This is a genomic window from Phaeodactylibacter xiamenensis (assembly GCF_000759025.1).
GTDB classification, from domain to species: domain Bacteria; phylum Bacteroidota; class Bacteroidia; order Chitinophagales; family Saprospiraceae; genus Phaeodactylibacter; species Phaeodactylibacter xiamenensis.
Genome location: NZ_JPOS01000038.1, coordinates 1 through 25,920, shown reverse-complemented (window position 1 = coordinate 25,920; position 25,920 = coordinate 1). Strand labels below are relative to the sequence as shown.

Below are 25,920 nucleotides of genomic sequence, written 5' to 3'. Positions count from 1 at the left end.
CTACAGTGAGTGAAAAATGTCGGGTGATTATAAGCTTGTTAGTTGTCCCTGTCCCACCCGAACCAGCCGAAGCGGAAGGTCAGGTTAGCCAGGGTGCCATCAAAGGCATTGGATTTGTAGGGGCTGTTGTCGCTTATGCCGTCCACATAGCGATAGCCTACGGTACCCGCCACGCGGAACCAGCGGGTCACGTTCAGCTCCAGGCCGATTTCCGGTGTTACCACAAATACATTGTCGGTGTTATCCGGGAAGGAGGAGTTGTCGGAGACGTCAATGCCGACTGCGCCCCAGCCCAGGCGGGCACTTGTATAAAGGTGCAGTACGCGGTGAGGCGCCAGGGTGTACCCCAGCCAAAAACCACCGTGCCCGAGCTCGATTTCCTGAATGTCGTCATCCTCAATCAGGCGCTCAAAGTCAATGCTCCCTACGCCGTAGCCACCGATAAAGAAGTTATCGATCACCACGCCGCCGCCACCGCCTACTGCGGTCGTCATGTCATTGCCCAGCCCCATCTCAATGATTGGCGCGCCAAAGCCGCCAACAACGCGGGCATTGTTAAATAAGGTTTCGTGCTGTGCCTGAACAGCCAGCCCCAGCAGCAGGGCCAAAGTGAGCAATCCTAACTTTTTCATGATCTATTGCTTTTCGTTGATTTTAAATAATGATTTCTCGCCCTTGCAGCCGGCAGAAGACCGTTCCTGCAAGGCATAACTATGGCTGGCCGGGATGATTCCCGGACGTTGCCTGTTTCAAAAAATTTTGGTCAATTCGGTGCCCGGTTTATTCCGGGAATCACATGCTAAAACCGTATGCCGCCCTGTACGCCTACCCAAAACCGCAGGTGGGTATTTTGCCCGCCTTCCGCAAGGGTATAGGAAGGATCAATCACCCGTGACCCCAGTTCGCCCGTCTCAGGGTCTGCTACCCGGGACACCATCAGGTGGGCGATGGGGCCGGCAAAAAAGCTCGTCTTTCGATCGGTGCCGTTGTAGCCCAGCGTCAGGCTGAGCTGATTGAGCAGGTTGACTGCTTTGGTCCACCGCTCCAACTCATTGATGTGCATGCAGGTGGCTTCCACATTCATCATCAGGTTCGGTGTGAAGCGCTTGGTGGTGCCTATGCCGTAGCCGAGCCCCCAGCTGTAAGCCCGCGCTTCTTCAGCTGCCCCCACTGTACCAGGCTGCTCCTGCATATCCCAGCGCATCCCGACTTTGAAGATGTTGTAAAAGGAATACGCGCCAAGCTTCAACGCCGCATTGGCAAACAACGCGTCATTGGACGACAGTTCGAAGCGATTGTAGCCGTTCTTAACGATGTTAAGCAAGCCAACCGGCACACCGTTCACCGTATCCGCTACATTGATGAGTGCCACCTGAAAGCCGTCTACCCGTTTTGCCTTATTGAAAAGGGCGCTGACCTGACCGCCTTCCACATCTCCCGCCTTATTGAACAGACCGGATATCTGGGAGCGGGTAAAGCCCTGGCTTTTATTGAACAAGCTTGCAACCTGCAGCCCTTCTGCTTTGCCCCCGGAGATGTTGAACAACCCCGAAGCCTGCAGCCCGGCAGCGTCGCCATGACTGATGTTGAACAGGCCGGCAGCCTGAATGGCCTGCGTCTCTCCGGCTATATTGAATACACCGGCAGCCTGCACACCTTGTACTTTGCCATTATTGACGTTGAAAACACCGCCGACCTGTGTGCCAATGACATCTCCGCCAACCTGACTGCCCACACCGGCAATCTGTACGCCTTCAACGTCATTGATGATCTTGTTGTAAAGACCGCCCACTTCGAGGCCGTCTACACCGCCATTAGTGCCCCAGAGCACATTAAGGGATACATTGTTCGTAATCTCAGCGCTGCGCTCAAGGTTAGTCCCTACGTAAGGCAGGATAGACACCTGAGCCAGCCGGCGGTCGCCCCTGTACACCTCTTCATCGGCTTCTGCAGTGACCGCAGGTGGAGGCGGCAAATGGTAGAGGTCGACATGAATTTCCTTATAAGCATTCCCTCCCGGGCTGTTGATCACTTTGGTTTTAGGTTGCCGGATAGGCTCCATCCGCTGGCTTAAGCGCTCCCGCTCGGCAGCATCCTCCGGATAGATTGGGCTTTGCTGCCTGACCTTGGGCTTCACCGGTTCCAATTGCCCCAGTTCATCTGTTTTGCGGCTGGGCTTCAGCATCACCTGATTGCCCATTTTACGGTAGGAGATCGGCAGTTGACGGCAGATTTCGTCCATAATGGCTTCCAGTTTGGCCCCTTCCTCCACATTCACCGAGACTTTCCGTTCCAGCGGGATAAAGTCCGGGCTGTAGGAAAAGCGCACCTGAAATTGCTGCTCCAGGTCTTTGAGCACCTCCCCCAGAGACTGATTGATGGTACGATAGCTTGCCAGTGCCACCGGAGCTTGTGCATTGAGCCCGGCACCTGCTAACAATAATCCCGTAAGTAACAGCAGTTTTTTCATGGCTTTTCGTGCTTTAGTAGTTCGACGGAAATAAATGATACAATTTTTCTCCGTCACTTACCGGCAATAGTCTCCATTGCCCTTGATTACAATCTGCCCATTTTCTTCGACAATTTCCAGTTCCATCGTGAAGGCCATCGCATCCAGCAGTTCCTGCAGCTTAGGGTTGGGAAAATCTCCCATGAAGCGGCAATTCGCCAGCTGTTCATTTGTCAGTACTACCTTCTTCCCAAAGTACCGTTCAATCGCACTGGCGACCTGGCCCAGCGGCTGATTGTCAAACTGCAGCCGGTTCTCCTTCCATGCCATTGCGTTGGAGACCGGTGCTTCCCGGACTTTATCCAGCATTTTATTGTACTGCCCGGAGGCACCAGGAACCAGTAAAACTTTCTCTTCTTCTTTATCTACAGAGGCCACTTCCACCTTCCCGGTAGCCACCGAAACCGTTACTTCCGGTTCATCAGGATAGGCTCTGACATTAAAGGATGTACCCAGTACAGTAGTTTGGGCGCCTTCTGAAAAGATAGTGAAGATAGCGCCGTCCTGCTTTACCACGTCAAAGAATGCCTCCCCGGTCAACCTGACTTCCCGCTGCTTAAAGTCTTTGGCGTAACGAATGGAACTATTCTCATTCAGCACTACCGTGCTTCCGTCAGGCAGGGTGAGCGTTTGCTCTTCCTTATCAGCGGTTTGAACCTCTGCAAACACCGGCGAATGGTCTATAAGGCCGGAATACCAGTACCCCCAGTAACCGCCCAGCAGTAACAGGACCGCTGCAGCTGCATAGCGCAGGTATAGCTTCAGGGTTGACAATCCAATCACTTTGGCTTCACCGGTTTTCTCTGCTGCCCCGATCCGTTCCTCCAGCAAATCCCAGGCTGCCGGCTTTCCGGCAGAGAAGTCAGGCATCTCATAGGATGCCGCTACCGACCATAGTTTTTCGGCTTCTTCTAGCACCGCCCGGTTGGCAGAATCGGCTTCTACCCAGCGCATGAGCGCTTCCCGCTCTGCCTCGCTAATATCCCCGGAGAGATACCGCCCTATCAATTCAAGGTAGTCGCTTTGATCCATGTTGTTGTTAGTTTCCGGAATACTGATGCATGCGGTTTGGCATCCCCCCTATGCATGCATCAATTTTTTTCTTTCTTTTTTACTTCCAGTTCCTTATACCCGTAAGTATCGTCTGCCACCCGCAGAAATTCATGGCCCGGCAGCAGTCCCATTACGATTTCAGCCGTCGTGTAAATCCGGCAACCTTCCATCAGGTGGCCGCCCAGGCAATGCCCGGTTTCATCTGCGACTGTCAGGTGCAAATGGGAGCCGTTTTTGGATAGGGTACCGGTCATGCTTGTGATCTCAAAGTGCCCCTGCCCTACGCTGGCTTCAGGCTGATTGGCAAAGCGAATGGCGTAATCCGTCAGGCTGCCCACCGCGCTTAAAATGACGGCAGCGTCAACATCATTCGAATCTACCCACTGCTGCAGGGCTGTTTTCAGGTCCGTGCCTGGTTTCAGGCGAAAGGCGGCATATTGCATACTATTGATTTCGGCATGTACGGGAGGGGATGCTGTAGCCGGCTGCTGACAGGCGGACAGCCACAACAAGCCAAAGAGCATAACAAGCTGAAGGTACTGCTGCAATTGTTCACGTAGTACCCGCAAGGCTTTGCCCATCTGGTTTTCCACCGTTTTTACGGAAATCTCCATCTGATCAGCAATCTCTTTGTAAGTGAGCTCTTCGTACCGGCTCAGTTGGAAAACCATTCGGCATTTAGGGGGCAACTGATTGATGGCAGCAGTAACATTCTCCTGCATTTCACCATGAAGAAATTTGTCCTCAGCGCTATCATCCACGCCGGGTTCATGGCCCGGTTCAAAGGCTTCCTGCTCCCAGCGCTTGTTGCGGCGCAGGTAGCCCAGCCCTTCGTTGATGGCCATACGGCGGATGTAAGCACCAAGGGAGGAGTTGATTTCGATTTTGTGGCGCTTTTCCCAAAACCGGAGGAAGACTTCCTGTGCCAGGTCCTCAGCGGTGCTGGCATCAGGCACAAAGCGGTAGATCGACTGGCAGACCATTTCGTAGTGATCTTCGAAAAGGTGCTGCAGCGCCATCCGATCGTCCGCTTTGAGACGGGAAAGTAGGTTTATTTCGGTGTTATCTGACATTAAAGCCGGGTGTATTTTTCGGCCACAAGATTAAGTTTAATTCCCTACAAAAGTAAAAGGCTTTCGACATACGGGGGCATTTATTAGAGCGAATGGCAATCAGACCTTTCTGAACTGGCAGAATTGATTACTCAATTACAATCCGGGACAGGTAGCGCTGTTGCCCCGTTTGGCCCTGAAGCAAATAAAGGCCAGCTGGTAAAGCGGGCAATGTAAAGGATTGCAGCCCTCCGGCATGCGCAACGCCCCATACCCGCTGCCCCAAACTGCTCAATAACTGCAATTGGCCATGCCCCGGAAGCTCCACATGCAATGTGCCTGCTGTAGGGTTTGGGAAGGCACGGAGTGGCCGATGCACAGGGCGGAATACACTGCTGATATTCGAATCGTCAATTTGAATCAGGTAAAGGGCATCGAAGTCGGGCGAATCATAGCCGGTTGTCAATGACCATCCATTCCCAAACGCGAGGGGTTGGTTGAAGTTCGCTGAGGCGTAAGCCCGCCCTTCCGCGTCCACCATAATGTTATGATTGGTGCTGAAGGGGGGATCTCCCAACAGTTCAGGCTGATGTGCCCAGGATAGCTGCCCGTCCGGGAGGAAACGTGCCCACAAACTTACAGACCCACCAACTTCGAACGACAGCGCGGTGCTTTCCGAAAGGGCGACCTCAGCCCGAAAGGCGGCGGCTGAGAGGTAAATATTTCCGTCCGGGTGGACATCCATTGCGCCATTAGAACAAAACAGCGTATTACCCCAGAGCAGTTGCCCATTGGCATCCCAGCAGAGCAAAGCCGTCTTAAGCAGGTCATCTTCGGCTTGAAAATACTGCAAAGTGGCTGATTCCTCTATGAGAACTTGCTGCTCATGAGAAAAACCCAGGTAAATCCGGCCCTGCTCGTCCGTTTCAAGGCCAAAGGGGACAATTAAGCCTTCCTGTGGCTCGATATTCCGGTACCATTGCCGGTTGCCTTGTGTATCGTATTTAACCAACAGGCAACCATCATCACCATCCTGATTGTCATTCATCAGAATACTACCATCAAGCAGTAAACCACCAGCGCTGTAAGCAATAGAGACGATGGGCTCACCCTCCAAGCTCAGGGCTAACCCGAGGCCTTCCGCATTCCCGCCATCAATGGGCAGGGGAGACTGAATTTGCTCTGCCCATTCCAGGTCGCCATCAGGTGTAAGCCGGGCCAGGTAGAACGTCTTGCCTCGGTCAGAGGGCTCCGTGAATACGGTAGGACCACCGAAATCCATCTCCCGGTGATAACTGCCTGTAATGTAGATCGAACCGGCATCATCAACCGCCAATGCGTTCAGCCGGTCCCCTTTATCGAAGAACTCACTGTCTGCTCCGCCGTAGGCTTTTGCCCATTCCAGCGTGCCTTCTGTATCAAACCGGGCAATAAAAGCATCCCGGTAGCCATCGGCAAACAACGTCCGGGTAGCCCCTGAGGCATCCCGCTGAATGAGCAGGGGACCGTATTCCGCGGAGGCAATTTCTCCCCCCACGTAAACCTTGCCGCTTTTGACCGCTAGTGTCCGCATATCGCCCATCGTCAGCCGCCGGTACCACAACACTTCGCCTCCACCAGAAAGCTTCTGCAGGAAACCGGTTTGTGCACCGCTGTAGGGCGGGTGGACCACTGTACCATCGAGCTCCAAATCAGAACGGTGAAAGCCTAAAAGGTAAATATCCCCGGCCTCATCCGTTGCCATATCGATAATATTGAGGTTTTTACCAAAGGAAAAAATCGGCGACTCAACAGCATAGCGCTGCACCCAGGTGACCTCAGGCTGGGCCACAACGACTAAAACCCATAAAATTTGCAGTGCGGAGGACAAGAGCAAACGTATCATAAGCAGGGATCTTTTGCTGCAAAAGTACGGGATGCCCGGGGACAAAAAAAGGGGAATAACCGTTTTGGCTATTCCCCGTCTACTTAGCTTAACCTATTTACCTATTCTTAATGAAGATTAAATCCTCAAAACTCTTTTGGAGAAACGCTGAGTCTCCTTTTATTTCTTCTAAGTGTTGTTCAGTTGTGTTTGCTTGAGTGTTTGTTGGAGTTTTCTCCAATCGTATCCCTGCTTTCAGGAAAGTTTGTATTTGCTTGCTTTTGCTGTAAATAATATATCCAAACCTGTGCCAAAAAACATAATCCGCTGTATTACAGAAATTTAAAAAATCAAACCTAGTTAAATTTGTCCCAAAAAAAGACTAATTTCCATTTTTGGGAATAAACAACGGTTATTCAGGTGTCTGCAGGAGACCCGAAGATAATGCGATGCCGAATATTGCAAACCCAAGCCCAGCGAGTATATTTGCAGAAATTTTTCTTATGGCAACGGTTTATCTTCGATACTTATTAATTGGGTTGTTTTTTATCCTGGGAGCGGTTTTGCAATTCCGGCTGGGCATCAGTCAGGCCTGGTACCTTTACCTTGGCGGCGTTTTACTCCTGCTGACGCAGGCTTTCATGGGCAATGTATGGACGGCCCACAGCCTGCTGAAAAGAGGGAAGGCGGCAGATGCAGAGAAAGTCCTGGATCAGGTATGGTTTCCCGGCTTGCTGCTGAGGCGGAACCGGGCGTACTACTATTTTTCGCTGGGGCTAATCTATTTGCAGCGCAAGGATATGGCGCCTGCCAGCGAAATGCTTACCGAAGCCATAGAGCTCGGGCTGGAACACCCTAATGACAGCGCCCTGGCTTGCCTGAACCTGGCGCATATCCACTACGTACAAATGCGCCCCGAGCAGGCCCGCCACTGGATGAAGCAAGCGCGGAGTTTCCCCTCCAATGATTTGCTGGTGAAGGAAAACCTCCAGAAACTGGAACAGGCACTGGCTGCCAGAAACAACTAATAAACAGAACAGGTGTTACCCAAAATGCGCACCGCCCGATCAAAATTTCTACATTTGCCAAAAATTAACCGAACGCATGTTAACAATTAATATTTACCTCAAATTCGCTTTAATTGCCGTGGGCCTGATTGGTGGTATTGCACTTTGGGCAACGATGGGGGTATGGTATGGTATCTGGTTTGTCATTCTGGGATTGGTTATGCTGGCCACCTACATTTTTCTGGGCACGGTACAATCGGCAGCCGAGATGTTGCAGCAGTCCGACTTCGAAGGCGCCAATGAACGCCTGAACCTCACGCTTAAGCCGGAGTGGCTGTACGCGACCAACCGGGCTTACTTCTGCATGATCAAAGGCTCTACTGCCCTGGCCCAGAAGAATGTGGAGGAAGGCGAAAAGTGGCTGAAAAAAGCTGAGGAAGTCGAAGTTCCGACTGATAATGAGCGAGCTATGCTGCAACTTCAGCTCGCAAATATCGCTGCCTCTAAGGGGCGCTGGAAACAGGCCGAACGACATTACCGGGTCGCTAAAGGCTGCAAGATTACCGAGCCTAATATCAAGGAACAGTTCAACATGTTCGAAAAGCAGTTCAAAAACCGCGGTGCCGCCAAGCAATCCGGCCAAATGGGCGGCTTCCGCCCCGGGGGCAAGCGCCGCCGACCCAAGATGCGGTAGCCCGCTGCAGGATGAAGGTACTGATCGTAGATGACGAGATCAAAATCAGCAACGTAATCCATAAAGGTTTGCGGCAGTATGGTATTGAATCTATGGCTGCTTTCGATGGAGAAGTCGCGCTTGAATTATTGTCTGCTGAAGCGTTTGACCTCGTCATTCTCGATATCATCCTCCCCAAGGTCAATGGGTGGGAAATCTGCAAACACATCCGTCAGGAGCTGCGCCTCTCCGTCCCGATTCTGATGCTCTCCGCCATGGGCAAGACCGAGCACGTCATCAAGGGACTCGATGCCGGCGCCGATGACTTTCTTGCCAAGCCGTTCAAAATTGAAGAGCTGGCAGCCCGGGTACGCGCCCTTTACCGCCGTAACCACCAATACGCTGCCGTACAGCCTGCCCTGCTAAATGCCGCCGGGCTCACCCTCGACCTCAACCGCATGGAAGTGCAGCGCGACGGCCAACTGATCTCGCTTACCGCAAAAGAGTTTGAGCTGCTTAAATGTTTTATGCAGCAGCCCGGGCGGGTCCTCACCCGGGAGCAGCTCCTGGAAGCCGCCTGGGGTATTGGCTTCGACACTGGCACCAACGTAGTGGATGTGTACATTAACTACCTGCGCCGAAAGCTGGAGGCGGACGGCTCGCCCCGCATCCTGCACACCAAGATCGGTGCCGGGTATTACCTCAGTATGGAATAGCCCCTGCCATGAAGTTAAAAAACCGGCTGGCCCTCAACTTTGCGCTATTCACCTCAGGCATCCTTTTCCTGATGGGCGGGCTGATTTTCTTGCTTTACCGCAACTACCTGGAGCACGAATTCACCTCCCGCCTGCACGAGCGCTGCATGATCGCTTCCCAAATGTACCTCGATGACGACGAGTTGAGCCCTCAGGTGCTGGAGCAAATCCGACAGAAACACATGCGCACCCTGCCCAGCGAACAGGAATACTTCTTTCATTTGGAGAAAAAGGACAGCCTCCTCCCCCACCTGCCCGATTTTTTGGCTGACCGCCTGACCGGACCGGTCACGGAAGCACAGGAATACTTCAAGGTGGAACAAGGGGACACACTTGGCGTTGGCATTCTGTACCGGGACGATCAGGGGCCTCACTTCACCATCGTCACCGCCGTCAACCGGCAGGGCAAGCAGGAACTCCGGGAGCTGGCCAATATCCTTTTTGGGCTGGCCGGGCTTTACCTGGTTTTTATTTTCTTCATCGCCCGCTGGTACGCCCGGCGCATGCTCTCCCCCCTGACCGCCATGACCGAGAAAATGAAAACCGTGGACACCGCGAATTTGCACGTCCGTTTGGAGCCCTTGCCCGATCAGGACCCAAAGGATGAACTGGGTAGCATAGTGGAGGCCTTTAACAAAATGCTCAGCCGGCTGGAAACTTCGGTGGAAACGCAGCGCAACTTCATCACCCACGCTTCTCATCAGTTCAATACCCCCCTGACGACTATTCTTGGGGAAATAGAACTCGTACGGCAGCATTATAAATCCCTGCCCCCCACAGTCGCCGAGTCGCTGGACAATATCTCCGAAGAATCTGAGCGCCTTAACCGGCTAACGCTGCGCCTTCTGCACCTGGCTGAAGTAGGAACGGAAGGCGTCAATGACGAAGGGCAAAGCATCCGCCTCGACGAACTGCTCTTTGAAATACAGGAAGAGCTCAGCAGGGCCTATCCACAGCAGCCCCTTCAGATCGACACCGCCACTTTTCCAAGCGACCCGGACGCGCTCGTGGTCAACGGCAATGCCAACTTACTGCAAATTGCCCTGTTCAACCTGGCAGAGAACGGGCTCAAGTACTCCGAATCCCCGGTCACCGTCACCCTATCAGCCGGCAGCAAAGCGATTGAAGTCCGGTTTCAGGATCAGGGCATGGGCATTCCTAAAGAGGAGCTGGAATCTATCTTCACGCCTTTTTTCCGTGGGCAGCATGTGCAGGCCCGTACCGGCTACGGCGTAGGGCTGCCGCTTACGCAAAAGATCATCGAGCTGCACAAAGGGCGAATCACGGTGGAATCACAGCCAGGTAAAGGCACCCTGGCTACAGTACGCCTTCCCTTAGAGCAGCAGTTCATCTGATCGTTCTTTGTTTCTAATCTTATTTTAATGCCATTCTAATCCCAGCTTAATGCGGTGTTGGGAAATAAGGTGCATATTTACAGATCAGCCTCACCGAAAGAAAGCCATTACTACTGCTACTGAAATTCACAACGTCACCATGAAAGAAACCTTTACAGAATATACCAGGCACTACGCTAAGGATATTCCCGCCTCATTAGTTGTTTTCCTCGTTGCCCTGCCTTTGTGCCTGGGTATTGCGCTGGCTTCCGGCGCACCTTTATTTTCCGGGCTTATCACTGGTATTATTGCCGGTATTGTGGTGGGCGCGCTCAGCCAATCGCATACCAGTGTGAGTGGCCCGGCTGCCGGGCTGACCGTGATTGTTTTTAGTGCCATTGCCGAACTCGGCAGCTTCGAGCTGTTCCTGCTGGCGGTGGTCCTGGGCGGAGTTTTCCAATTGATTCTTGGGTTAGTCAAGGCGGGTATCATCGGGCTCTATTTCCCTTCTTCCGTCATTAAAGGTATGCTCGCCGCGATCGGCCTTATTCTCATCCTCAAACAGCTGCCTCACTTCCTGGGCGTTGATATGGAGGCCTTTGGTGAGATGGCTTTTGCCGATAAAGAAGGCGGCAACACTTTTACCCATTTCTTCTATGCCTTGCAGCACATTCACCCCGGCGCGGCCATTATCGGTTTTGTTTCTCTGGGGCTGATGATCCTCTGGGAGCGCCCATTTATCAAGCAACATAGCATCTTGGGGCTGTTCCCCGGCGCGCTGATAGCTGTACTTTCCGGCGTAGGGCTGCACCTGGCCTACATCGGTGCTTATCCGGCCTGGACACCGGAATCGCAAATGCTCGTGACCTTGCCCAATATCAACAGCATCGCCTCTTTGCAAAAGGCGCTGGCCTTCCCGGACTGGACCGGTATCCTTAATCCGGTGGTTTGGAAGACCGCTGCCGTTATCGCCATCGTGGCTAGCCTGGAAACCTTACTGAGTATCGAAGCGGTAGACAAACTGGACCCGCACAAGCGGCATTCTCCCAAAAATGCAGAACTGCGCGCGCAGGGCATTGGCAACATCATCGCCGGTATGATTGGTGGCTTGCCGATGACAAGCGTAATTGTACGGTCTTCTGCTAATGTGGCTTCCGGTGGGGAGACAAAAATGTCAGCCATCTATCACGGCTTATTGCTTTTGGGCAGTGTGCTGCTTATTCCCGGCTTGATGGGCTACATCCCACTGGCGTCTCTGGCAGCGGTGCTGATTTTTGTTGGTTTCAAGCTTTCCAAACCCAGCCTGTACCGGCAGCAATTCAAAATTGGGTATAACCAGTTCATGCCGTTCATCATTACCATTATCGCTATCCTTTTGACAGACCTGCTAGTCGGTATTTCCATCGGTATGGTAGTGGGCGTGTTCTTCATTCTTCGTGCGAATTACAGAACACCTTACCACTACGATGACGAAGAAGTAGTCAACGGGCAGCCCGGCAAACGGATCAAAATTACCCTGAGCGAGCACGTTTCCTTCATCAATAAGGCCAGCCTTCAGACGACCCTGGACCACCTGCCTGATGGCGCAATCGTCACCATTGATGGCTACCGGACTACCGCCATCGACCCGGATGCGCTGGAGCTTATTTATGACTTTGTGATCAATGCCCCGGAGCGTGATATAAAAGTGACGCTGCAAAACTGCCCGCACATTGAGGGCATGACGGTGGAGGAGCATTAGACTTGTTCTGCAGGGTATGAGGAAGGTGCATCCGGTGAGGCGGTCTCGCCCGGCGCACTCCTTTCGCCGGGCGTGCTGACCAGGAGACACAGAAAAAAGCACACCGGGTGAATGCCCCTCCAACGGCTCGGCGTAGTGCACCCGGTGAGGCGGTCTCGCCCGGCGCACTCCTTTCGCCGGGCGTGCTGACCAGGAGACACAGAAAAAAGCACACCGGGTGAATGCCCCTCCAACGGCTTAGCTTAGTGCACCCGGTGAGCTTCCTGCCCCTTTAACCTTCTCCGACCGACGAAGCAAGCCTGACGCGAAGTCGGTTACCCTTTAACCTTATATACTTTAAAATTTAACCTTCACCCTTCCTACCCGGCAACAAGCCCCGCACCAGGGTATTCAGCAGCAAAAGAGCTGCCCCAAACAGGGCAATGCGCGCAATCAAATCGCCCCAAAGAACGTAGAAGGTCACGCGGTCGCTGAACAGGATGTTCTGCCGAATAGCCGCCGCCTCGTCGTAACGCGTAGGCTGCAGGATGTCCCCCCGCTGATTGATGAAGGCGGAAATACCGGAATTGGCGGAACGGGCGATGCTGCGGCGGGTTTCAATGGCCCGCAGGGAGGCGAAGTAGAGGTGTTGGCGATGCCCGGCGGTATGGTCCCACCATCCGTCGTTGGTCATGATGAAGATGGCCTGAGCGCCTTTCCGGATGTAGCCGTTGACGTACTCGCCAAAAATGGATTCGTAACAGATAGCCGGGGCAACCTTGCCGCTGCCACTGCTCAGTACCGAGCGCTCGGGCTGTGTGCCTACGCCTGCAGTAGTGCCTTCGAGTTGTTCCACCAGGGGCTCCAGAAAAAACAGCGCCTCCTTGAAGGGGAAAATTTCAGGCCCGGGCACCAGCTTGGACTTACGGTAGAGCGGGACTTCTTCCTTTCCAATTTCCACTTGTACGGCGGCATTGAGCACTTCGTACCTCAGGGTATCACCATTGCGGCGAACCTGCTCCCGGACATTTGGGCTCAGGGGCTCGCCTTCCTGAAAAACATGGTAGCCATCAATGCCGGTGATAAGCTTTAGCCCTTTAAAACCGCTCAGCTCATTGCGGATGCGGCGCACCGCCGGATATTGGTTGATTTTTTGGTCATCGACCAGCCCGAAGCTCGTCTCCGGGTAGACCAGGTAGTCGGTTTCGGGGCGGACGACGGATTTGGACAACTCCAGGAAACGGCCGATCTGCTCTTCCTCGGACAAGCTGAACTTGACATAGTGCGGCTCAAAATTGGGTTGGACAACAGCAACTTCCCGGGGCTCGCCTTCGGGCGTGAAGGTCGTGTACCATACCAAAGAAACCACCATAGGCACTACGACAAGCGCCCCCAGCTGCAGCAGCGGCTTCCGGTAGCTTTCCTTCGCCTGGTACTTATTCCAGATGCTCAAGCCCAGAACATTCGCCACCCAAATCCACAGGCTGCCGCCAAAAACACCGGTGTAGCTGTACCATTGCAGCAGGCTCGGGTATTCTGCGAAGCTGTTGCCCAGCGTCAGCCACGGCCAGGTCAGCTCCCAGTTGAGGTGGATGTACTCGAAAGTCAGCCAGTAGCAGATCAAAGCGGCGTACCTCAGCCCGGGCATCACCCAGCGCGTGGTATGGAACAAAAGCACCGGGATGGTCATCAGCAGGGCATTCACCCAAATGGCAAAGATACCCGCTGCGAAGGCTGTATTCGCCACCCAGTAGGTTGCGATGACATTCCACAGCACAAAGGTATGGTAGGTGTATTTGAAGACCGTCCAGCGGCGGGCTTTACCGGCCTGTTCGCTCACCTCATTTTCCACGATGAGCAGGGGCACAAAGCCGATCAGCATCAGCCAGGGCACCGGCAGCAAATCCGGAAACCCTACACCGAGCAGCACCCCACTCAGGGTAGACAAGCCCAGCCATCGCCAGCGGGCGTTGTGGAACCACTTGATAACCAGCACCAAAGCCCCCCACCCGGAGAGGAAAGCCAGCAGCGGCCGGTAGCCCCAAAGCTGCCCCATGCCCCCTCTTTCCACCATATCGATGCCAGCGTAGGCGCACAGCAAAGCGAATACAATAAGCAAAGTCAGGTGCAAGGGCTTCTTCATGGATGGATTGTGGATTGAGTTGCTGCAAGTTTAAGGAAAAAACCGCAGGAATCGGGTGCCGGGCTCAAAGGCTTAACCGTTTGTTGACATTGCTGAAATCACTTGAGCAGTGCGGACTGCAACCGCTCACGCTCCGGGGAAAAGTCAGCCTGGGGCAAATGAACTTCCAGCTGCGCTATTCGCTGCAACTGCTGCCGCACAAAAGCCTGATGTGCTGCCGAAGCTGGAAACAGGGGGCGGTGCTCACTGGCACGCACGATGGCTTCCACGGCCTCGAGCTGTTCCTGGGTGCTCTCCTCAAAGGCTACAGAGGCGAAGCAGGACCAGATGTAATCCACCGCCTCCTCAGAGGGGTGCACAAAGTCCGTCTTGTAGAACCGGTAGTCGCGCAGTTCGTCCATCATCAATTCGTAGGAAGGGAAGTAGTGGACATATTCAGCTTCCGCCAGTGCTTCCGCAGCAAGCAAGAGGGCCGCCTTGCTCCGCTGATTCTCCACCACCCCATCCCGGATGTGCCGTACCGGGCTAACTGTTAGCACCACTTCCAGTCCGGGGCGGCGGGCTTTGCAGGCTGAAAGAACCGGTTGCAGGGCATCCACAATCGCTTTTGGCGAAAGCCGGTACTTCCGGAAAGCGTTAGCGGGTACTTTATGACAATTGGCCACCACCTGCCCGGAGGCCAGATGCTCGTAAACAAAAGCGGTGCCCAGGGTAATGATCAGGCGGTCCATGCCTGCAACCGCTCTTTTCAGTTTCTCCACAGCCAACTGCATCTGCCGGGCCGCTGCTTCACGCTCCGGATGCCCCAGCACCCCGTGAAAATCGAAATGCTGCCAGATGCCCTGACTTTCAATTAAATCGTCTTCAGCAAAGGCTACTTCTCCGAGCCCATACTGCAATGTCCGGCTGAGGGCCAGCGGGTTATACTGAATACCCATAGGGTTGAGGGCAACGGGAAGCTTGAGGCGCTGCAGGCGGCTCCCCACTGCTTCGACAAAACAGGACCCCAATCCCACAGCAGGCGTAGAGTACCCGAAAGCCGGAAGAGGATCCGGCAGCGGCACTTTGAGCCTTAATGGTTGCGATTGAGGGTGCTTTTTGGGCATCTGTTTAGTGGTAATGATTTAAAAGTAGTATTTTCCGCTTCGAAATCAGGCGCAATTTAAAGATATTCACCCGGAAAGCCCGGGCTGCTCAATTTTCAGATTTCAATATGGGATTACTCGACCGCCTTTTCAGGAATGCTGTACAACATACGGAACAACCGTCCATTCGCTTCGGCCGGTATACGGATTCCTATAAGGCGCCCTCCCGTTATGACGCCTGGGACCGCGCGCAGGATCTCTTTGAAGATGAACAGTTTCTGGAAAGCTACAAGCACTTTCTCCTCTACCTCCGGGATGACGAGGAGGACAACGTGCACTGGAAGGAAGTACCGGGTGGGCTGGAATTTGAGCTGTATCAGGGGTCTAAAAAGCTGACGGGTAAAGCCACGCCCCACAAAATCCGGGTGCAGGCGCCGGTCGTTAAAGCCGAGTCCTTCAACATAGGCGTACTGCGCCGCCTGCTCGAGCAAAACTTCGACCTGAAGTACTGCCGTTTCACCCTTGATCCGGAAGGCAATATCGTCATCGTTTTCGACACCTATACCCTCGACGGCTCGCCTTACAAACTCTACTACGCCCTGCGCGAAGCCGCCATCAAAGCCGACAAGCAGGACGACCTTCTGATCGAAGAATTCCGGAACCTGCAACCGGTGGAAATCACCCACCTGAAAGAACTGCCACAGGAGGAAAAAGAAGCAAAGTACCGCTACATCAAGCAAGCCATCGGCGGAGTGATGCAGGAAGTGGAGCACGGGGCGCTAGATTGCAAACGCTACGCAAGCAGCTACGGCTACCTCCTCCTCGACCTCATTTTCCGCCTCGACTACCTGATCAAGCCCGAGGGCTTTATGATGGAAACCCTGGAGCAGCTTCACCGGAAATACTACGAAAACGGCGGAAAAAATACCGCTGGCAAAAACGAAGACCTCTGCAAGGGGCTTAAGGCACTGGCCGAGCGCCCGGCTGAGGATTTCTACCGGGAAATGTACCGGGGCTGCAGCACCTTCGGCATCACGCATACCGTCAACCACGACCGCGTGGTCTCCATCATCAATGGGGAACTGTACCACATGGACTGGTACCTGGAAAACGGGCACGAGCGCATGGCGATGGCCATTCCCGGCTACATCGTTGGCTTCTGCCTGTTCAACTACGCCGTGCCTAAGCCGGACCGCGACCTTTTCCACCTGTATTATCAGATTACTGAGCCGGCCTACTTCGGCGACCTCGGCTTCACCGTAAAGTACCTGGACGATAGCACCCAACAGCCCGACAAGCGTGCCATCCGCCGGGCTATCAGCAAAATTGTGGATGAGAACAAGGGCAGCTTTCCCAACTTCTCCTTCCCCACCGGCTCCCTGGACTTCAGCAGCCTGCCCCGCTTTGCCCGCTCTTACCTGACGATTATGAAGTCGCTCAACCTGGTCAAGGCTTTATAAAGCATTATTTTTAATCATTTCCGGCATTTCAACGTTACACCATTGAATTAACACCGAGATGAAATGCCCTGCACACGCTACACCTTTTTCCTCATTCTGCTAAGCATCCCCTATTTTGCCCTTGCCCAATCTGCTATTCCCCTAACCGGACAGCTACAGGAAGCCAGTTCCGAAAAGAGTCTGCCCTTTGCCACCGTGGGCCTGTATGCCTTGCCAGACAGCAATATGGTGACCAATGCCCTTACGGAAACAGATGGCCGCTTTTTGCTGGAAGCCCAACCCGGCAATTACTACGCCCTGTTTCAATACGTGGGCTATGAGGACCGCTATCTGAGCCCGATTAAAGTACAGGCAGGACAGGACACGCTCAGGCTGGGCAAGGTGGAAATGTCCACTGATGCCATTGCCCTGCAGGAAGTGGAGGTCAGGGCCGAGCGCAGCCAAATGGAATTCAAGCTCGATAAGCGGGTCTTTAATGTAGGCAAAGACCTGACCAATGCCGGCAATAATGCTGCCGATATCCTCGACAACGTTCCATCCGTAAGTGTGGACCCGGAAGGCAACGTCAGCCTGAGGGGGAGTCAGGGGGTGCGCATCCTCATCAATGGTCAACCTTCCGGCTTGCTGAGTGCAGGCGATACTGAGGCTTTGCAGCGCATGCAGGGCGACATGATCGAGCGGGTGGAAGTGATCACCAACCCTTCCGCCCGGTACGAAGCTGAAGGGGAAGCCGGTATCATTAACATCATCCTCAAAAAGGAGGAGAAAAAAGGCTTCAACGGCTCCTTTGGCCTCACAGCAGGACAGCCTGCCAATTACGGCGCCTCCTACAACCTCAACTACCGCAGGCGGGCGTTCAACTTTTTCTCCAACTTCGGGCTGGATTACCGGCGGGCACCGGGCGGCGGCAATGCGACGCAGCGCTTTTTTGAAAATGGCGAACTGACTAACTTCTTCACCAGCGAAACCAGCCAAAACCGGGGCGGGCTCGGCGGCTATCTGCAGATGGGCACCGATTACAACTTCAATGAGCGCAATACCCTCACTGCGGCCCTGCTCTACCGCACGGGAGAAGACGACAACCGGGCTACCGTCACCTTCCGCGACTTTGACCCGGCGGGTAATCTACTCAACACCACGGTCCGCCGTACCGACGAAGTGGAGGAAGAGCACAACCTGGAAGCGACCCTCAACTACGAACGGCAGTACGACAACCCTGATCAGAAATGGACCTTTAATTTCAAGTACATCCTCGACGATGATACCGAGCTAGCCGACTACCGGCAGATGGATGAAGAATCGACTATGCCACTCTTGCAGCGTTCCAGCAATACTGAGGACGAAATCAATATGCTGCTGCAGACCGATTACATCTACCCTATTAGCGAAAGCACTAAAGTCGAAGGCGGGCTGCGGACGGCTTTCCGTACCGTCAATAACGATTTCTTTGTGGAAGAAGAAGGAGCAGATGGGGTCTACACGCCCCTGCCCGACTTCAATGACGAGCTGGAATACACGGAGGATATCTACGCTGCCTATGCCATCGGCGGACATGAATTTGGGCCCTACAGCGTGCAGGTGGGGTTGCGTGCGGAGCTTTCTGACATCACTGCGGCCCTGCTCCGATCCGGCGAATCCAACGATCAGGACTACCTGAGCTTTTTCCCGAGTGCCTCTCTGTCTTATTCCGTTACCGAAAAGGATCAGTTGCAGGCCAGCTACAGCCGCCGGCTGAGCCGCCCTTATTTCCGGCGCCTACTCCCCTTCTCCAATTACAACAACCCGCGCAACAACAACATAGGCAACCCCAACCTGCGCCCGGAATTCACCAATTCCTTCGAAGCCGGTTACCTGCGCTATCTGAAGAACGGCACTTTTCTGACGAGCCTTTACTACCGCCGGACCACAGGCGTGATTGAACGCCTGACGCTCCCTGCAGACGATGGGACGGCAATCATTTACCCCGTCAACCTGGCTGTGCGCGATGCCTTCGGGCTGGAGCTCAACCTCAGCGTACAACCTACCGAATGGTGGGACATTACCGGCGATGTGAACCTCTTCCGGGCTATCATTGAGGGCAGCTTTGAAGGTACCGACTACAGCGCAGACACCTATACCATGAGCGGGCAGATCAACTCCAAGGTCAAACCCACCGACCGTTGGCAGGTGCAGGTTTCCTTCGACTATACGGCCCCACAGCGTACGCCACAGGGGCGGCGTTTATCCATTTACATGCTCGATATTGCTGCTTCTCTGGATGTCCTGAACAACCGGGGCACCGTTACGCTTTCCGGGCGCGACATCTTCAATACCCGTCAGCGGCGCTCTGAAGTCGATCTTCCCAATTACGAAGAAGAATCGGTCTTCCAATGGCGGCGCACGCAAAGTGTTATCCTCGCCTTCAACTACCGCCTCAATCAGGAAAAGCGGCAGGAAAGACGGCAATAAGGACTGCCGTCAACCAAGGCGTACGAACAAGCGTTATACTGACGATTAAGTGGTTTGCCACAGCAAACCTACTCAATGTCAGCATTTACGCTGAGAAGTGGCTTACGCTTGCCCTGACAAGCTAGGCTTCGTCAGTGGCCGATGTCGCAAACCGCTTCGTATTGCGTATAGTATTTCAAAGTCCTAACCATTATGACCACAGCAACCACAACTGATGACATCTGGGCCGTCCTGGAAGCGGTAACCGACCCGGAAATACCGGTACTGACCGTCACCGATCTGGGTATTATCCGCGATGTGAAGCTTAAGGAAGATGGCGGCGTGGAAGTGATTATCACCCCGACCTACTCCGGCTGCCCGGCCATGAATACCATTGAGATCAACATCCGCGCGGTCCTTCAGGAGCATGGCTACGACAACGTCACCGTCACTACTGTGCTGCACCCCGCCTGGACCACCGACTGGATGACCAAAGCCGGCCGCCGAAAGCTGAAAGCGTACGGCATCGCGCCCCCCGTGGATGGTACAGCAGATAAAGGCGCCCTCTTTGCCGAACAGCCCAAAGTGGAATGCCCGCAGTGCGGTTCCGAAAACACAGAGCTGGTCAGCCAATTCGGGTCTACCGCCTGTAAGTCGCTCTACCGCTGCCTGGATTGCCGGGAGCCGTTCGACTACTTTAAATGCCATTAAAAAAACCTTTTACCTTTACCGAAAAACCAACCCAATGGACACCATTCTATTCGAGAAACGAGGTGCCGTAGCGCACATTACCCTCAACCGCCCCGACAAATACAATAGCTTTAACCGTGAGATGGCGCTGGCCCTGCAAGGGGTTTTGGACGAATGCAAAACAGACGAATCCATCCGTGCCATTTACCTCATAGGTGCAGGCAAAGCGTTTAGTGCCGGTCAGGACCTGGGCGAAATCGTTGCCGAAGATGGCCCGGAACTCACAACCATCCTCACCGAGCATTACAATCCTATTGTGATCCGGTTGCGGGCTATTGAGAAGCCTATCGTAGCGGCCGTCAATGGTGTGGCAGCCGGGGCAGGCGCCAATATTGCGCTGGCGTGTGATATTGTAGTCGCTGCAGAGTCGGCGAGTTTTATTCAGGCGTTCAGCAAAATCGGGCTCATCCCGGACAGCGGGGGAACTTACACCCTGCCCCGCCTGATCGGATACCAAAAGGCAGCCGCACTTATGATGCTGGGCGACAAAGTACCCGCCGTGGAAGCCGAGCGCATCGGCATGATTTACAACTTCTTCCCGGACGAGGAATTCGGGGAAAAGAGCTGGGCAATTGCCGAAAAGTTATCCCAAATGCCGACCATAGGCCTCGGCCTGACCAAGCGCGCCCTCAATTATGCCCTCGATAACGACCTGGAACGGCAACTAGCCATCGAAGATCAATTACAATCTACTGCCGGGCAGACCGAGGACTACGCAGAAGGCGTGCAGGCCTTTCTGGAAAAGCGCAAACCCGTTTTCAAAGGGCAGTAAATGCTGGTTGGCACAACAATACTTAGCAGACGAACAATTGTTTGTTTATATCCTTTCAAAAACAGAGGGGTAATTTTGCTAAAACCGCAAACGAACAATTGTTCGTTCAATAAAAATGCAATAAACCCAATAAAATTTAAAAAAAATCGCATTTCACTTTGCGGAATGCCGAATTAATCCCTAGGTTTGTATCATAACAACAAGCAATGGAACGCAACTACCGCAACTACTTTTTTAGCTTTTACTTTTATGCCGGAGCATAAGGGCTGCTAAATTTTGCGGATTGCGAAAATATATTTAGGAGCCCTGTACAATCAGGGCTTCTTTTTTTTCGGGAATAACCAAATCAAAACCACATGTACAGTCCCAAAGCGGCGTATTACTTTTTTTACTTTTTCTTTTTTGGCTATCCACCAAAGGGGCTGCCGTTGAGTGCATGTGCATAAGCATAAGAACGAAACGAAAGCCCCGCCCGAAAGCGGGGCTTTTTTATTGGTATAACAATTCATAAACCATGACCAAGACACAGGCCGGCTATGCTGCCGGCGACACCACCTCCACCCCACTGCGGGTCAGTATTCAGGGCTACGCAGGCGCTTTTCACGAAGTGGCTGCCCGTCATTGCTTTCAAAACCAGCCCCTGGAAATTGTACCCGCGCATACCTTTGAAGACCTGGTGGGTATGGTGGAAGCGCAGGAAGAAGCAGATATTGGCCTAATGGCTATCGAGAACACCCTGGCAGGAAGCATTATGCGCAACTACACCCTGCTGCAGCAGTCGGGCTTGCATATTACCGGAGAGGTCTTTCTGCGCATTAAGCAAAACCTGATGGTGTTACCCGGAGTACGTATAGAGGAGCTGCGGGAGGTGCATTCTCACCCCATGGCCATAGCACAGTGCCGGGAGTTTTTTACCCAGTACCCGAATATCAGGTTAGTGGAGACCGTAGATACCGCCCTCAGTGCCCGGGAGATCAGTGAAAATGGCTGGTCGCACATTGGTGCCATCGCCAGTACCCTCGCCGCTGAAATGTATGGGCTTGAAATTATCGCGCCAGGCATTGAAACCAATAAAAAGAACCACACCCGGTTTTTGGTGCTGGAGAAAGGCACGCCTAAGCTGGATGCCGCTCTGGAAAAAGTATCCATTTCTTTCGCGACCGATCACGAAGTGGGGAGCCTGTACAAGGCGCTGGCTGTAATGGCCGCCTACAACGTCAACCTGACCAAAATACAGTCGGCTCCTATTATCGGGCATCCCTGGGAATATCAGTTTTACGTCGACTTCGTGGTGCAGGGCAAAGTGGGGCACGAACAGGCCCTTGATGCCATCCGGCCACTGACCCGCAACCTGCAGGTGCATGGCGTTTATGCCTGCGGAGAGCATTACGAGTACTAAAGTATTCCTCTAAAAAACCTTTACCAGAATCTCATTTTGCAATGACCAAATCAGTAGCCAAATCCGACATGATCATACAACCTGCCAGCCGCCTGGGAGAGGTTAAGGAGTACTACTTCTCGACCAAGCTCCGGGAGATTGCGCAAATGCGCGCCGAGGGCAAGCCTGTCCTCAATCTGGGCATTGGCAGCCCCGACTTACCACCCAGCCATGAAGTGATCGACACGCTGACCGATGCCGTTCTTCATAATGACGTCCACGGCTACCAAAGCTATATGGGCATCCCCGAGCTGCGGGCGGCTTTCGCCGAATGGTATGAAAAGTGGTTTGGCGCCAGCCTTGACCCGGAAGGGGAAATCCTGCCACTTATGGGCTCCAAGGAAGGCCTGATGCACATCGCTATGGCTTTTCTCGAAAGTGGAGATGAAGTGCTTGTGCCCAACCCCGGCTATCCGGCCTACCGGGCAGTCTCCAATCTGACCGGAGCCACCATCCGGGAATACAAGCTGGAGCCGGAACGCGGCTGGCTGCCGGACATGGAAGCCCTGGAAAGCACCGACCTGAGCCGGGTAAAAATCATGTGGCTCAACTACCCGAATATGCCGACCGGGACAGCAGCGGATTTGTCTTTTCTGGAAAGTATCGTGGCCTTTGCCCACCGCCACCGCATCCTGATTGTCAATGACAACCCCTACTCTTTCATCCTGAATGAACAGCAGCACAGCATTCTGAGCATTCCGGGAGCAAAGGACGTAGCCGTGGAACTCAACAGCCTCAGCAAGGGGCACAATATGGCAGGCTGGCGCATCGGCATGCTCGCTGGCCGGGCCGATTACCTTAAGGTGGTGCTGCGCTTCAAGAGCAACATGGACTCTGGCATGTTCAAGCCGGTGCAGCTGGCTGCAGCACAGGCTTTGAAGAGCCCTCTGTCCTGGTACAAGCGGCTGAATGGCGTCTATGCCGAACGGCGGGAAACAGTTTTTCAGCTCTTTGATGCGCTGGACTGCAAATACGACCCGAAGCAGGTGGGCTTGTTTGTCTGGGCTAAAATCCCGGATCTGTATGCCGATGCTTATGAACTGGCAGACGAGGTGCTGTACCAGCACAACGTCTTCATCACTCCGGGCGGCATCTTCGGTTCTCAGGGCGACCGGTACCTGCGGATTTCGCTTTGCAGTGACGGCGCACTTTATGAAGAAGCCATGCGTAGGGTAAAAAGGTAAAATGAGGATTGCTTTGAAAGAACTTAGAGAATCGCAAGTCTGCCTTAAAATTATCAAAGCAAAGCCACTCCTGGAAAGCGCTGTTTTTGAACCCGTTCTAAACGAGTGTGGTCAACTGGTTGCCATTTTCACAGCTAGTATAAAGAAGGCTCAGGGCTAACCTGAATGGCCTAACCCTTTGAGAAGGAAGGCTCTTTACGCCTAAGAAGCCATCAAGTGAGAAACTTTTACATTTCCGACGGCCCATATGGGTCACATTAACACAGATTTACATTTTAAATTAAATATGACAGTTGCAATTATCGGTATCGGACTTATCGGCGGATCACTGGCCATTACCTTAAAGGAGAATGGTTTTGCCGGTCACATCATCGGTATTGATGCCAGTCAAGAGAATCTGGACAAGGCCATCCGGCGGCGGCTCATCGATGAGGACATGCCTCTGGATGAAGGTGTAAAAGCAGCCGAGCTAATCATCCTGGCTACGCCGGTCGATGCTATGCTGACGCTGCTGCCGCAAGTCCTTGACCTGGTTGAGGATCAAGTGGTCATCGATGTAGGTTCTACCAAAGCGGAGCTGCTCAATACCGTGGACATGCACCCGAAGCGCGGGCAATATGTGGCTACTCACCCTATGGCGGGTACAGAATTTTCAGGTCCGGAGGCGGCCATCCCTAACCTATTCGATCATAAGTGCGCCGTATTGATTGATGCGGACCGCAGCGCCCCGGATGCCGTTAAAACTGTACAAAAGATGTACGAAAGCATTCCGATGACCATCGTTGAGCTCGACCGGGAGGCACATGATTTGCATTCTGCCTATGTGTCCCACATTTCACACATCAGTTCCTTTGCGCTGGCGTTGACGGTGCTGGAGAAGGAGCGGGACGAAGGGCGCATTTTCGAGTTGGCCAGCGGTGGTTTCAGCTCAACGGTGCGGCTGGCCAAGAGTTCGCCGAACATGTGGATCCCCATTTTCCGGCAAAACAGAGACCACGTACTGGATGTACTGGACGAGCACATCAATCAGCTGGCCCGTTTTCGGTCGTTGCTCATCAAGAAAGACTTCGACACATTTTACCAACTCATTGCACAAGCCAATGATATCAAACGCATTTTACGATAACCTTTGAAAATTTACGTAACCATGGATATGACTTTTAAACCTCTACTGGAAGAGAAGCCTGCCAACAAGCCAATTATTATTGCCGGCCCGTGCAGTGCCGAAACAGAAGAACAGGTACTGACCACGGCCCGTGCCCTTGCAGGTAAAGGCGTAGACTTATTCCGCTCCGGTATCTGGAAGCCACGGACCCGCCCCGGCGCATTCGAAGGCATCGGTACCGAAGGCCTGGGCTGGCTGCGCAAGGTCAAGGAAGAGGCCGGGCTTAAAGTGACTACCGAGGTCGCTAACACACAGCACGTCTTCGAAGCCCTTAAACATCAGATTGATGTGCTTTGGCTGGGTGCCCGCACGACCGTGAATCCATTCTCTGTGCAGGAAGTGGCCGATGCCCTGAAAGGCGTGGACATCCCTGTGCTGATCAAAAACCCCATCAACCCGGATTTCAAACTATGGGTAGGGGCCATTGAGCGCATATACAAAGCGGGTATTACCCGAATTGGAGTCATCCACCGGGGCTTTAGCTACCACGGAGAGACCAAATACCGGAACGTGCCGCGCTGGCAGCTTGCCATCGACCTGAAGCGGGAATTCCCTGACCTTCCTATCATCTGTGACAACAGCCATATCTGTGGCCGCCGGGACATCCTGCAAACCGTAGCGCAGAAAGCACTCGACCTCAATTTTGATGGCTATATGACCGAAGTGCACCCGGATCCCGACAACGCCTGGAGCGATGCCGCACAGCAAATTACCCCGGCACAATTCCTGGAAATGAAAGAGCAGCTCATTTTCCGTCAGCCGACAACTGATAATATGGAGTTCCTTGAAAACCTGGAGCACCTGCGCCATGAGATTGACGAACTGGACGAGGAAATGCTCAACCTGCTCAGCAACCGTATGCGCCTGGCTGAAAGGATTGGAGAGTACAAACAGCGCAATAATATTGCCATTCTGCAAAGCAGCCGCTGGAACGAAATCCTGGAGCGCGCCGTAACCAAAGGCAAGCTTAAGGGGCTGAGCGAAGAGTTTGTTACCGTTTATCTCAAGGCCGTCCATCAGGAATCCATCAACCATCAGGAGAAAGTGATGAACCAGCCAAGGGCAGAAGCATAAAGTCCTGCTCCGCCCTGCCTCCTTACCAGCGATTCCCGCTTTGGCACACAACCCACTGATAAAGAATAAGGTGTACCTTTGAGGAAAAAAGAGAATGAAAAAGCCAAGCGGCACCAGCTATGACAGCCTATATGGCTTATGCAGAGCGTTTTACAGTGGAGTGCCTGACCCGCGTGCGCCGAATGCGTCCATCAAATTGCCCGATTATTTTCTGAGCGCCATGGCGATGTTCCAGTTGAAGTACCCTTCCTTATTGGCCTTTGACAAAGGGCGGACAAAGAAGGAAGAGGTTAACCTTCGGCAGCTGTTTGGCATAAACAAGGTGCCATCAGACACCAGTATGCGCCAAACGCTGGATGAAATCCCCCCTTCTCAGCTTCAGCCTTTATTCGGGCAGGTATTGGGCGAAGTTGAGAAGAGCGGCAAACTAAAGCAGTACGAGGCCATTTACCTCA

Annotated in this window: 21 protein-coding genes and 1 pseudogene; 15 read left to right on the top strand and 7 right to left on the bottom strand. The window is 53.5% G+C overall.

Translation table 11 applies throughout. The annotated features are described in order from the left end of the window. Positions 1 to 38 precede the first annotated feature (38 nt). The 5 genes from IX84_RS14965 to IX84_RS14940 form a co-directional block, all read right to left on the bottom strand. A complete protein-coding gene (locus tag IX84_RS14965; protein WP_044222445.1) occupies positions 39 to 632 on the bottom strand; it encodes an outer membrane beta-barrel protein in 594 nt (197 codons plus the stop codon). A 167-nt stretch (positions 633 to 799) separates the two neighbouring features. Further along, positions 800 to 2,470, bottom strand: coding sequence for a DUF4974 domain-containing protein (locus IX84_RS31055; RefSeq protein ID WP_052516033.1), 1,671 nt, complete (start codon positions 2,468 to 2,470; stop codon positions 800 to 802). Positions 2,471 to 2,527: 57 nt separating this feature from the next. Further along, positions 2,528 to 3,541 (bottom strand): FecR domain-containing protein, encoded by a 1,014-nt coding sequence (locus IX84_RS14955; protein ID WP_044222442.1) that lies wholly within the window; start codon positions 3,539 to 3,541, stop codon positions 2,528 to 2,530. A 59-nt stretch (positions 3,542 to 3,600) separates the two neighbouring features. Then, entirely contained in the window at positions 3,601 to 4,635 is a 1,035-nt protein-coding gene (locus IX84_RS33940) for an RNA polymerase sigma-70 factor (RefSeq protein ID WP_081968773.1), read from the bottom strand. A gap of 127 nt (positions 4,636 to 4,762) precedes the next feature. Next, positions 4,763 to 6,499 (bottom strand): T9SS type A sorting domain-containing protein, encoded by a 1,737-nt coding sequence (locus IX84_RS14940; protein ID WP_044222439.1) that lies wholly within the window; start codon positions 6,497 to 6,499, stop codon positions 4,763 to 4,765. A 482-nt stretch (positions 6,500 to 6,981) separates the two neighbouring features. On the opposite strand from IX84_RS14940, the gene IX84_RS14935 reads away from it, so the two are divergent. From IX84_RS14935 to IX84_RS14915, 5 genes are all read left to right on the top strand, one after another. Beyond that, on the top strand, positions 6,982 to 7,506 hold the full coding sequence (locus tag IX84_RS14935) for a tetratricopeptide repeat protein (protein ID WP_152605075.1): 525 nt from the start codon (positions 6,982 to 6,984) through the stop codon (positions 7,504 to 7,506). 76 nt (positions 7,507 to 7,582) lie between these two features. After that, the gene (locus tag IX84_RS14930) at positions 7,583 to 8,179 is read left to right on the top strand and encodes a tetratricopeptide repeat protein (RefSeq protein WP_044222433.1); all 597 of its coding nucleotides are present in this window, start codon (positions 7,583 to 7,585) and stop codon (positions 8,177 to 8,179) included. Between the two features lie 11 nt (positions 8,180 to 8,190). Next, positions 8,191 to 8,874 (top strand): response regulator transcription factor, encoded by a 684-nt coding sequence (locus IX84_RS14925; protein WP_044222430.1) that lies wholly within the window; start codon positions 8,191 to 8,193, stop codon positions 8,872 to 8,874. An 8-nt stretch (positions 8,875 to 8,882) separates the two neighbouring features. Further along, positions 8,883 to 10,268 carry a HAMP domain-containing sensor histidine kinase gene (locus tag IX84_RS14920; protein ID WP_044222427.1) on the top strand — a complete coding sequence of 462 codons (1,386 nt, stop codon included), beginning with the start codon at positions 8,883 to 8,885 and terminating at the stop codon, positions 10,266 to 10,268. A gap of 139 nt (positions 10,269 to 10,407) precedes the next feature. Then, positions 10,408 to 11,988 (top strand): SulP family inorganic anion transporter, encoded by a 1,581-nt coding sequence (locus IX84_RS14915; RefSeq protein WP_044222424.1) that lies wholly within the window; start codon positions 10,408 to 10,410, stop codon positions 11,986 to 11,988. A gap of 343 nt (positions 11,989 to 12,331) precedes the next feature. On the opposite strand, the gene lnt is transcribed toward IX84_RS14915, so the two are convergent. Continuing rightward, on the bottom strand, positions 12,332 to 14,110 hold the full coding sequence (gene lnt, locus IX84_RS14910; RefSeq protein ID WP_052516032.1) for an apolipoprotein N-acyltransferase: 1,779 nt from the start codon (positions 14,108 to 14,110) through the stop codon (positions 12,332 to 12,334). A 98-nt stretch (positions 14,111 to 14,208) separates the two neighbouring features. After that, on the bottom strand, positions 14,209 to 15,216 hold the full coding sequence (locus tag IX84_RS14905) for a GSCFA domain-containing protein (RefSeq protein WP_052516031.1): 1,008 nt from the start codon (positions 15,214 to 15,216) through the stop codon (positions 14,209 to 14,211). A 107-nt stretch (positions 15,217 to 15,323) separates the two neighbouring features. Here IX84_RS14905 and IX84_RS14900 point away from each other — a divergent pair, with 107 nt between their 5' ends. The 10 genes and pseudogenes from IX84_RS14900 to IX84_RS14860 all read left to right on the top strand — a co-directional run. Then, positions 15,324 to 16,655 (top strand): type III secretion system chaperone family protein, encoded by a 1,332-nt coding sequence (locus IX84_RS14900; RefSeq protein WP_044222421.1) that lies wholly within the window; start codon positions 15,324 to 15,326, stop codon positions 16,653 to 16,655. Positions 16,656 to 16,718: 63 nt separating this feature from the next. Beyond that, positions 16,719 to 19,103 (top strand): outer membrane beta-barrel family protein, encoded by a 2,385-nt coding sequence (locus IX84_RS14895; protein WP_044222419.1) that lies wholly within the window; start codon positions 16,719 to 16,721, stop codon positions 19,101 to 19,103. 192 nt (positions 19,104 to 19,295) lie between these two features. Further along, positions 19,296 to 19,793, top strand: a complete 498-nt coding sequence (paaD, locus tag IX84_RS14890) for a 1,2-phenylacetyl-CoA epoxidase subunit PaaD (protein WP_044222416.1) — start codon at positions 19,296 to 19,298, stop codon at positions 19,791 to 19,793. A 34-nt stretch (positions 19,794 to 19,827) separates the two neighbouring features. Further along, on the top strand, positions 19,828 to 20,604 hold the full coding sequence (locus tag IX84_RS14885; RefSeq protein WP_044222414.1) for an enoyl-CoA hydratase-related protein: 777 nt from the start codon (positions 19,828 to 19,830) through the stop codon (positions 20,602 to 20,604). A gap of 514 nt (positions 20,605 to 21,118) precedes the next feature. Further along, the gene (locus tag IX84_RS14880; RefSeq protein WP_044222411.1) at positions 21,119 to 22,003 is read left to right on the top strand and encodes a prephenate dehydratase; all 885 of its coding nucleotides are present in this window, start codon (positions 21,119 to 21,121) and stop codon (positions 22,001 to 22,003) included. A 41-nt stretch (positions 22,004 to 22,044) separates the two neighbouring features. Next, complete coding sequence (locus IX84_RS14875; RefSeq protein ID WP_238578285.1) at positions 22,045 to 23,226, top strand: pyridoxal phosphate-dependent aminotransferase; 1,182 nt, start codon at positions 22,045 to 22,047, stop codon at positions 23,224 to 23,226. 1 nt (position 23,227) lies between these two features. Beyond that, positions 23,228 to 23,386, top strand: coding sequence for a four helix bundle protein (locus tag IX84_RS34610; RefSeq protein ID WP_081968772.1), 159 nt, complete (start codon positions 23,228 to 23,230; stop codon positions 23,384 to 23,386). 126 nt (positions 23,387 to 23,512) lie between these two features. After that, positions 23,513 to 24,352, top strand: a complete 840-nt coding sequence (locus IX84_RS14870) for a prephenate dehydrogenase (protein ID WP_044222408.1) — start codon at positions 23,513 to 23,515, stop codon at positions 24,350 to 24,352. Positions 24,353 to 24,373: 21 nt separating this feature from the next. Beyond that, on the top strand, positions 24,374 to 25,465 hold the full coding sequence (locus tag IX84_RS14865) for a bifunctional 3-deoxy-7-phosphoheptulonate synthase/chorismate mutase type II (protein ID WP_044222405.1): 1,092 nt from the start codon (positions 24,374 to 24,376) through the stop codon (positions 25,463 to 25,465). A gap of 94 nt (positions 25,466 to 25,559) precedes the next feature. Beyond that, positions 25,560 to 25,920: pseudogene (locus IX84_RS14860) on the top strand (hypothetical protein); the annotation flags it as partial.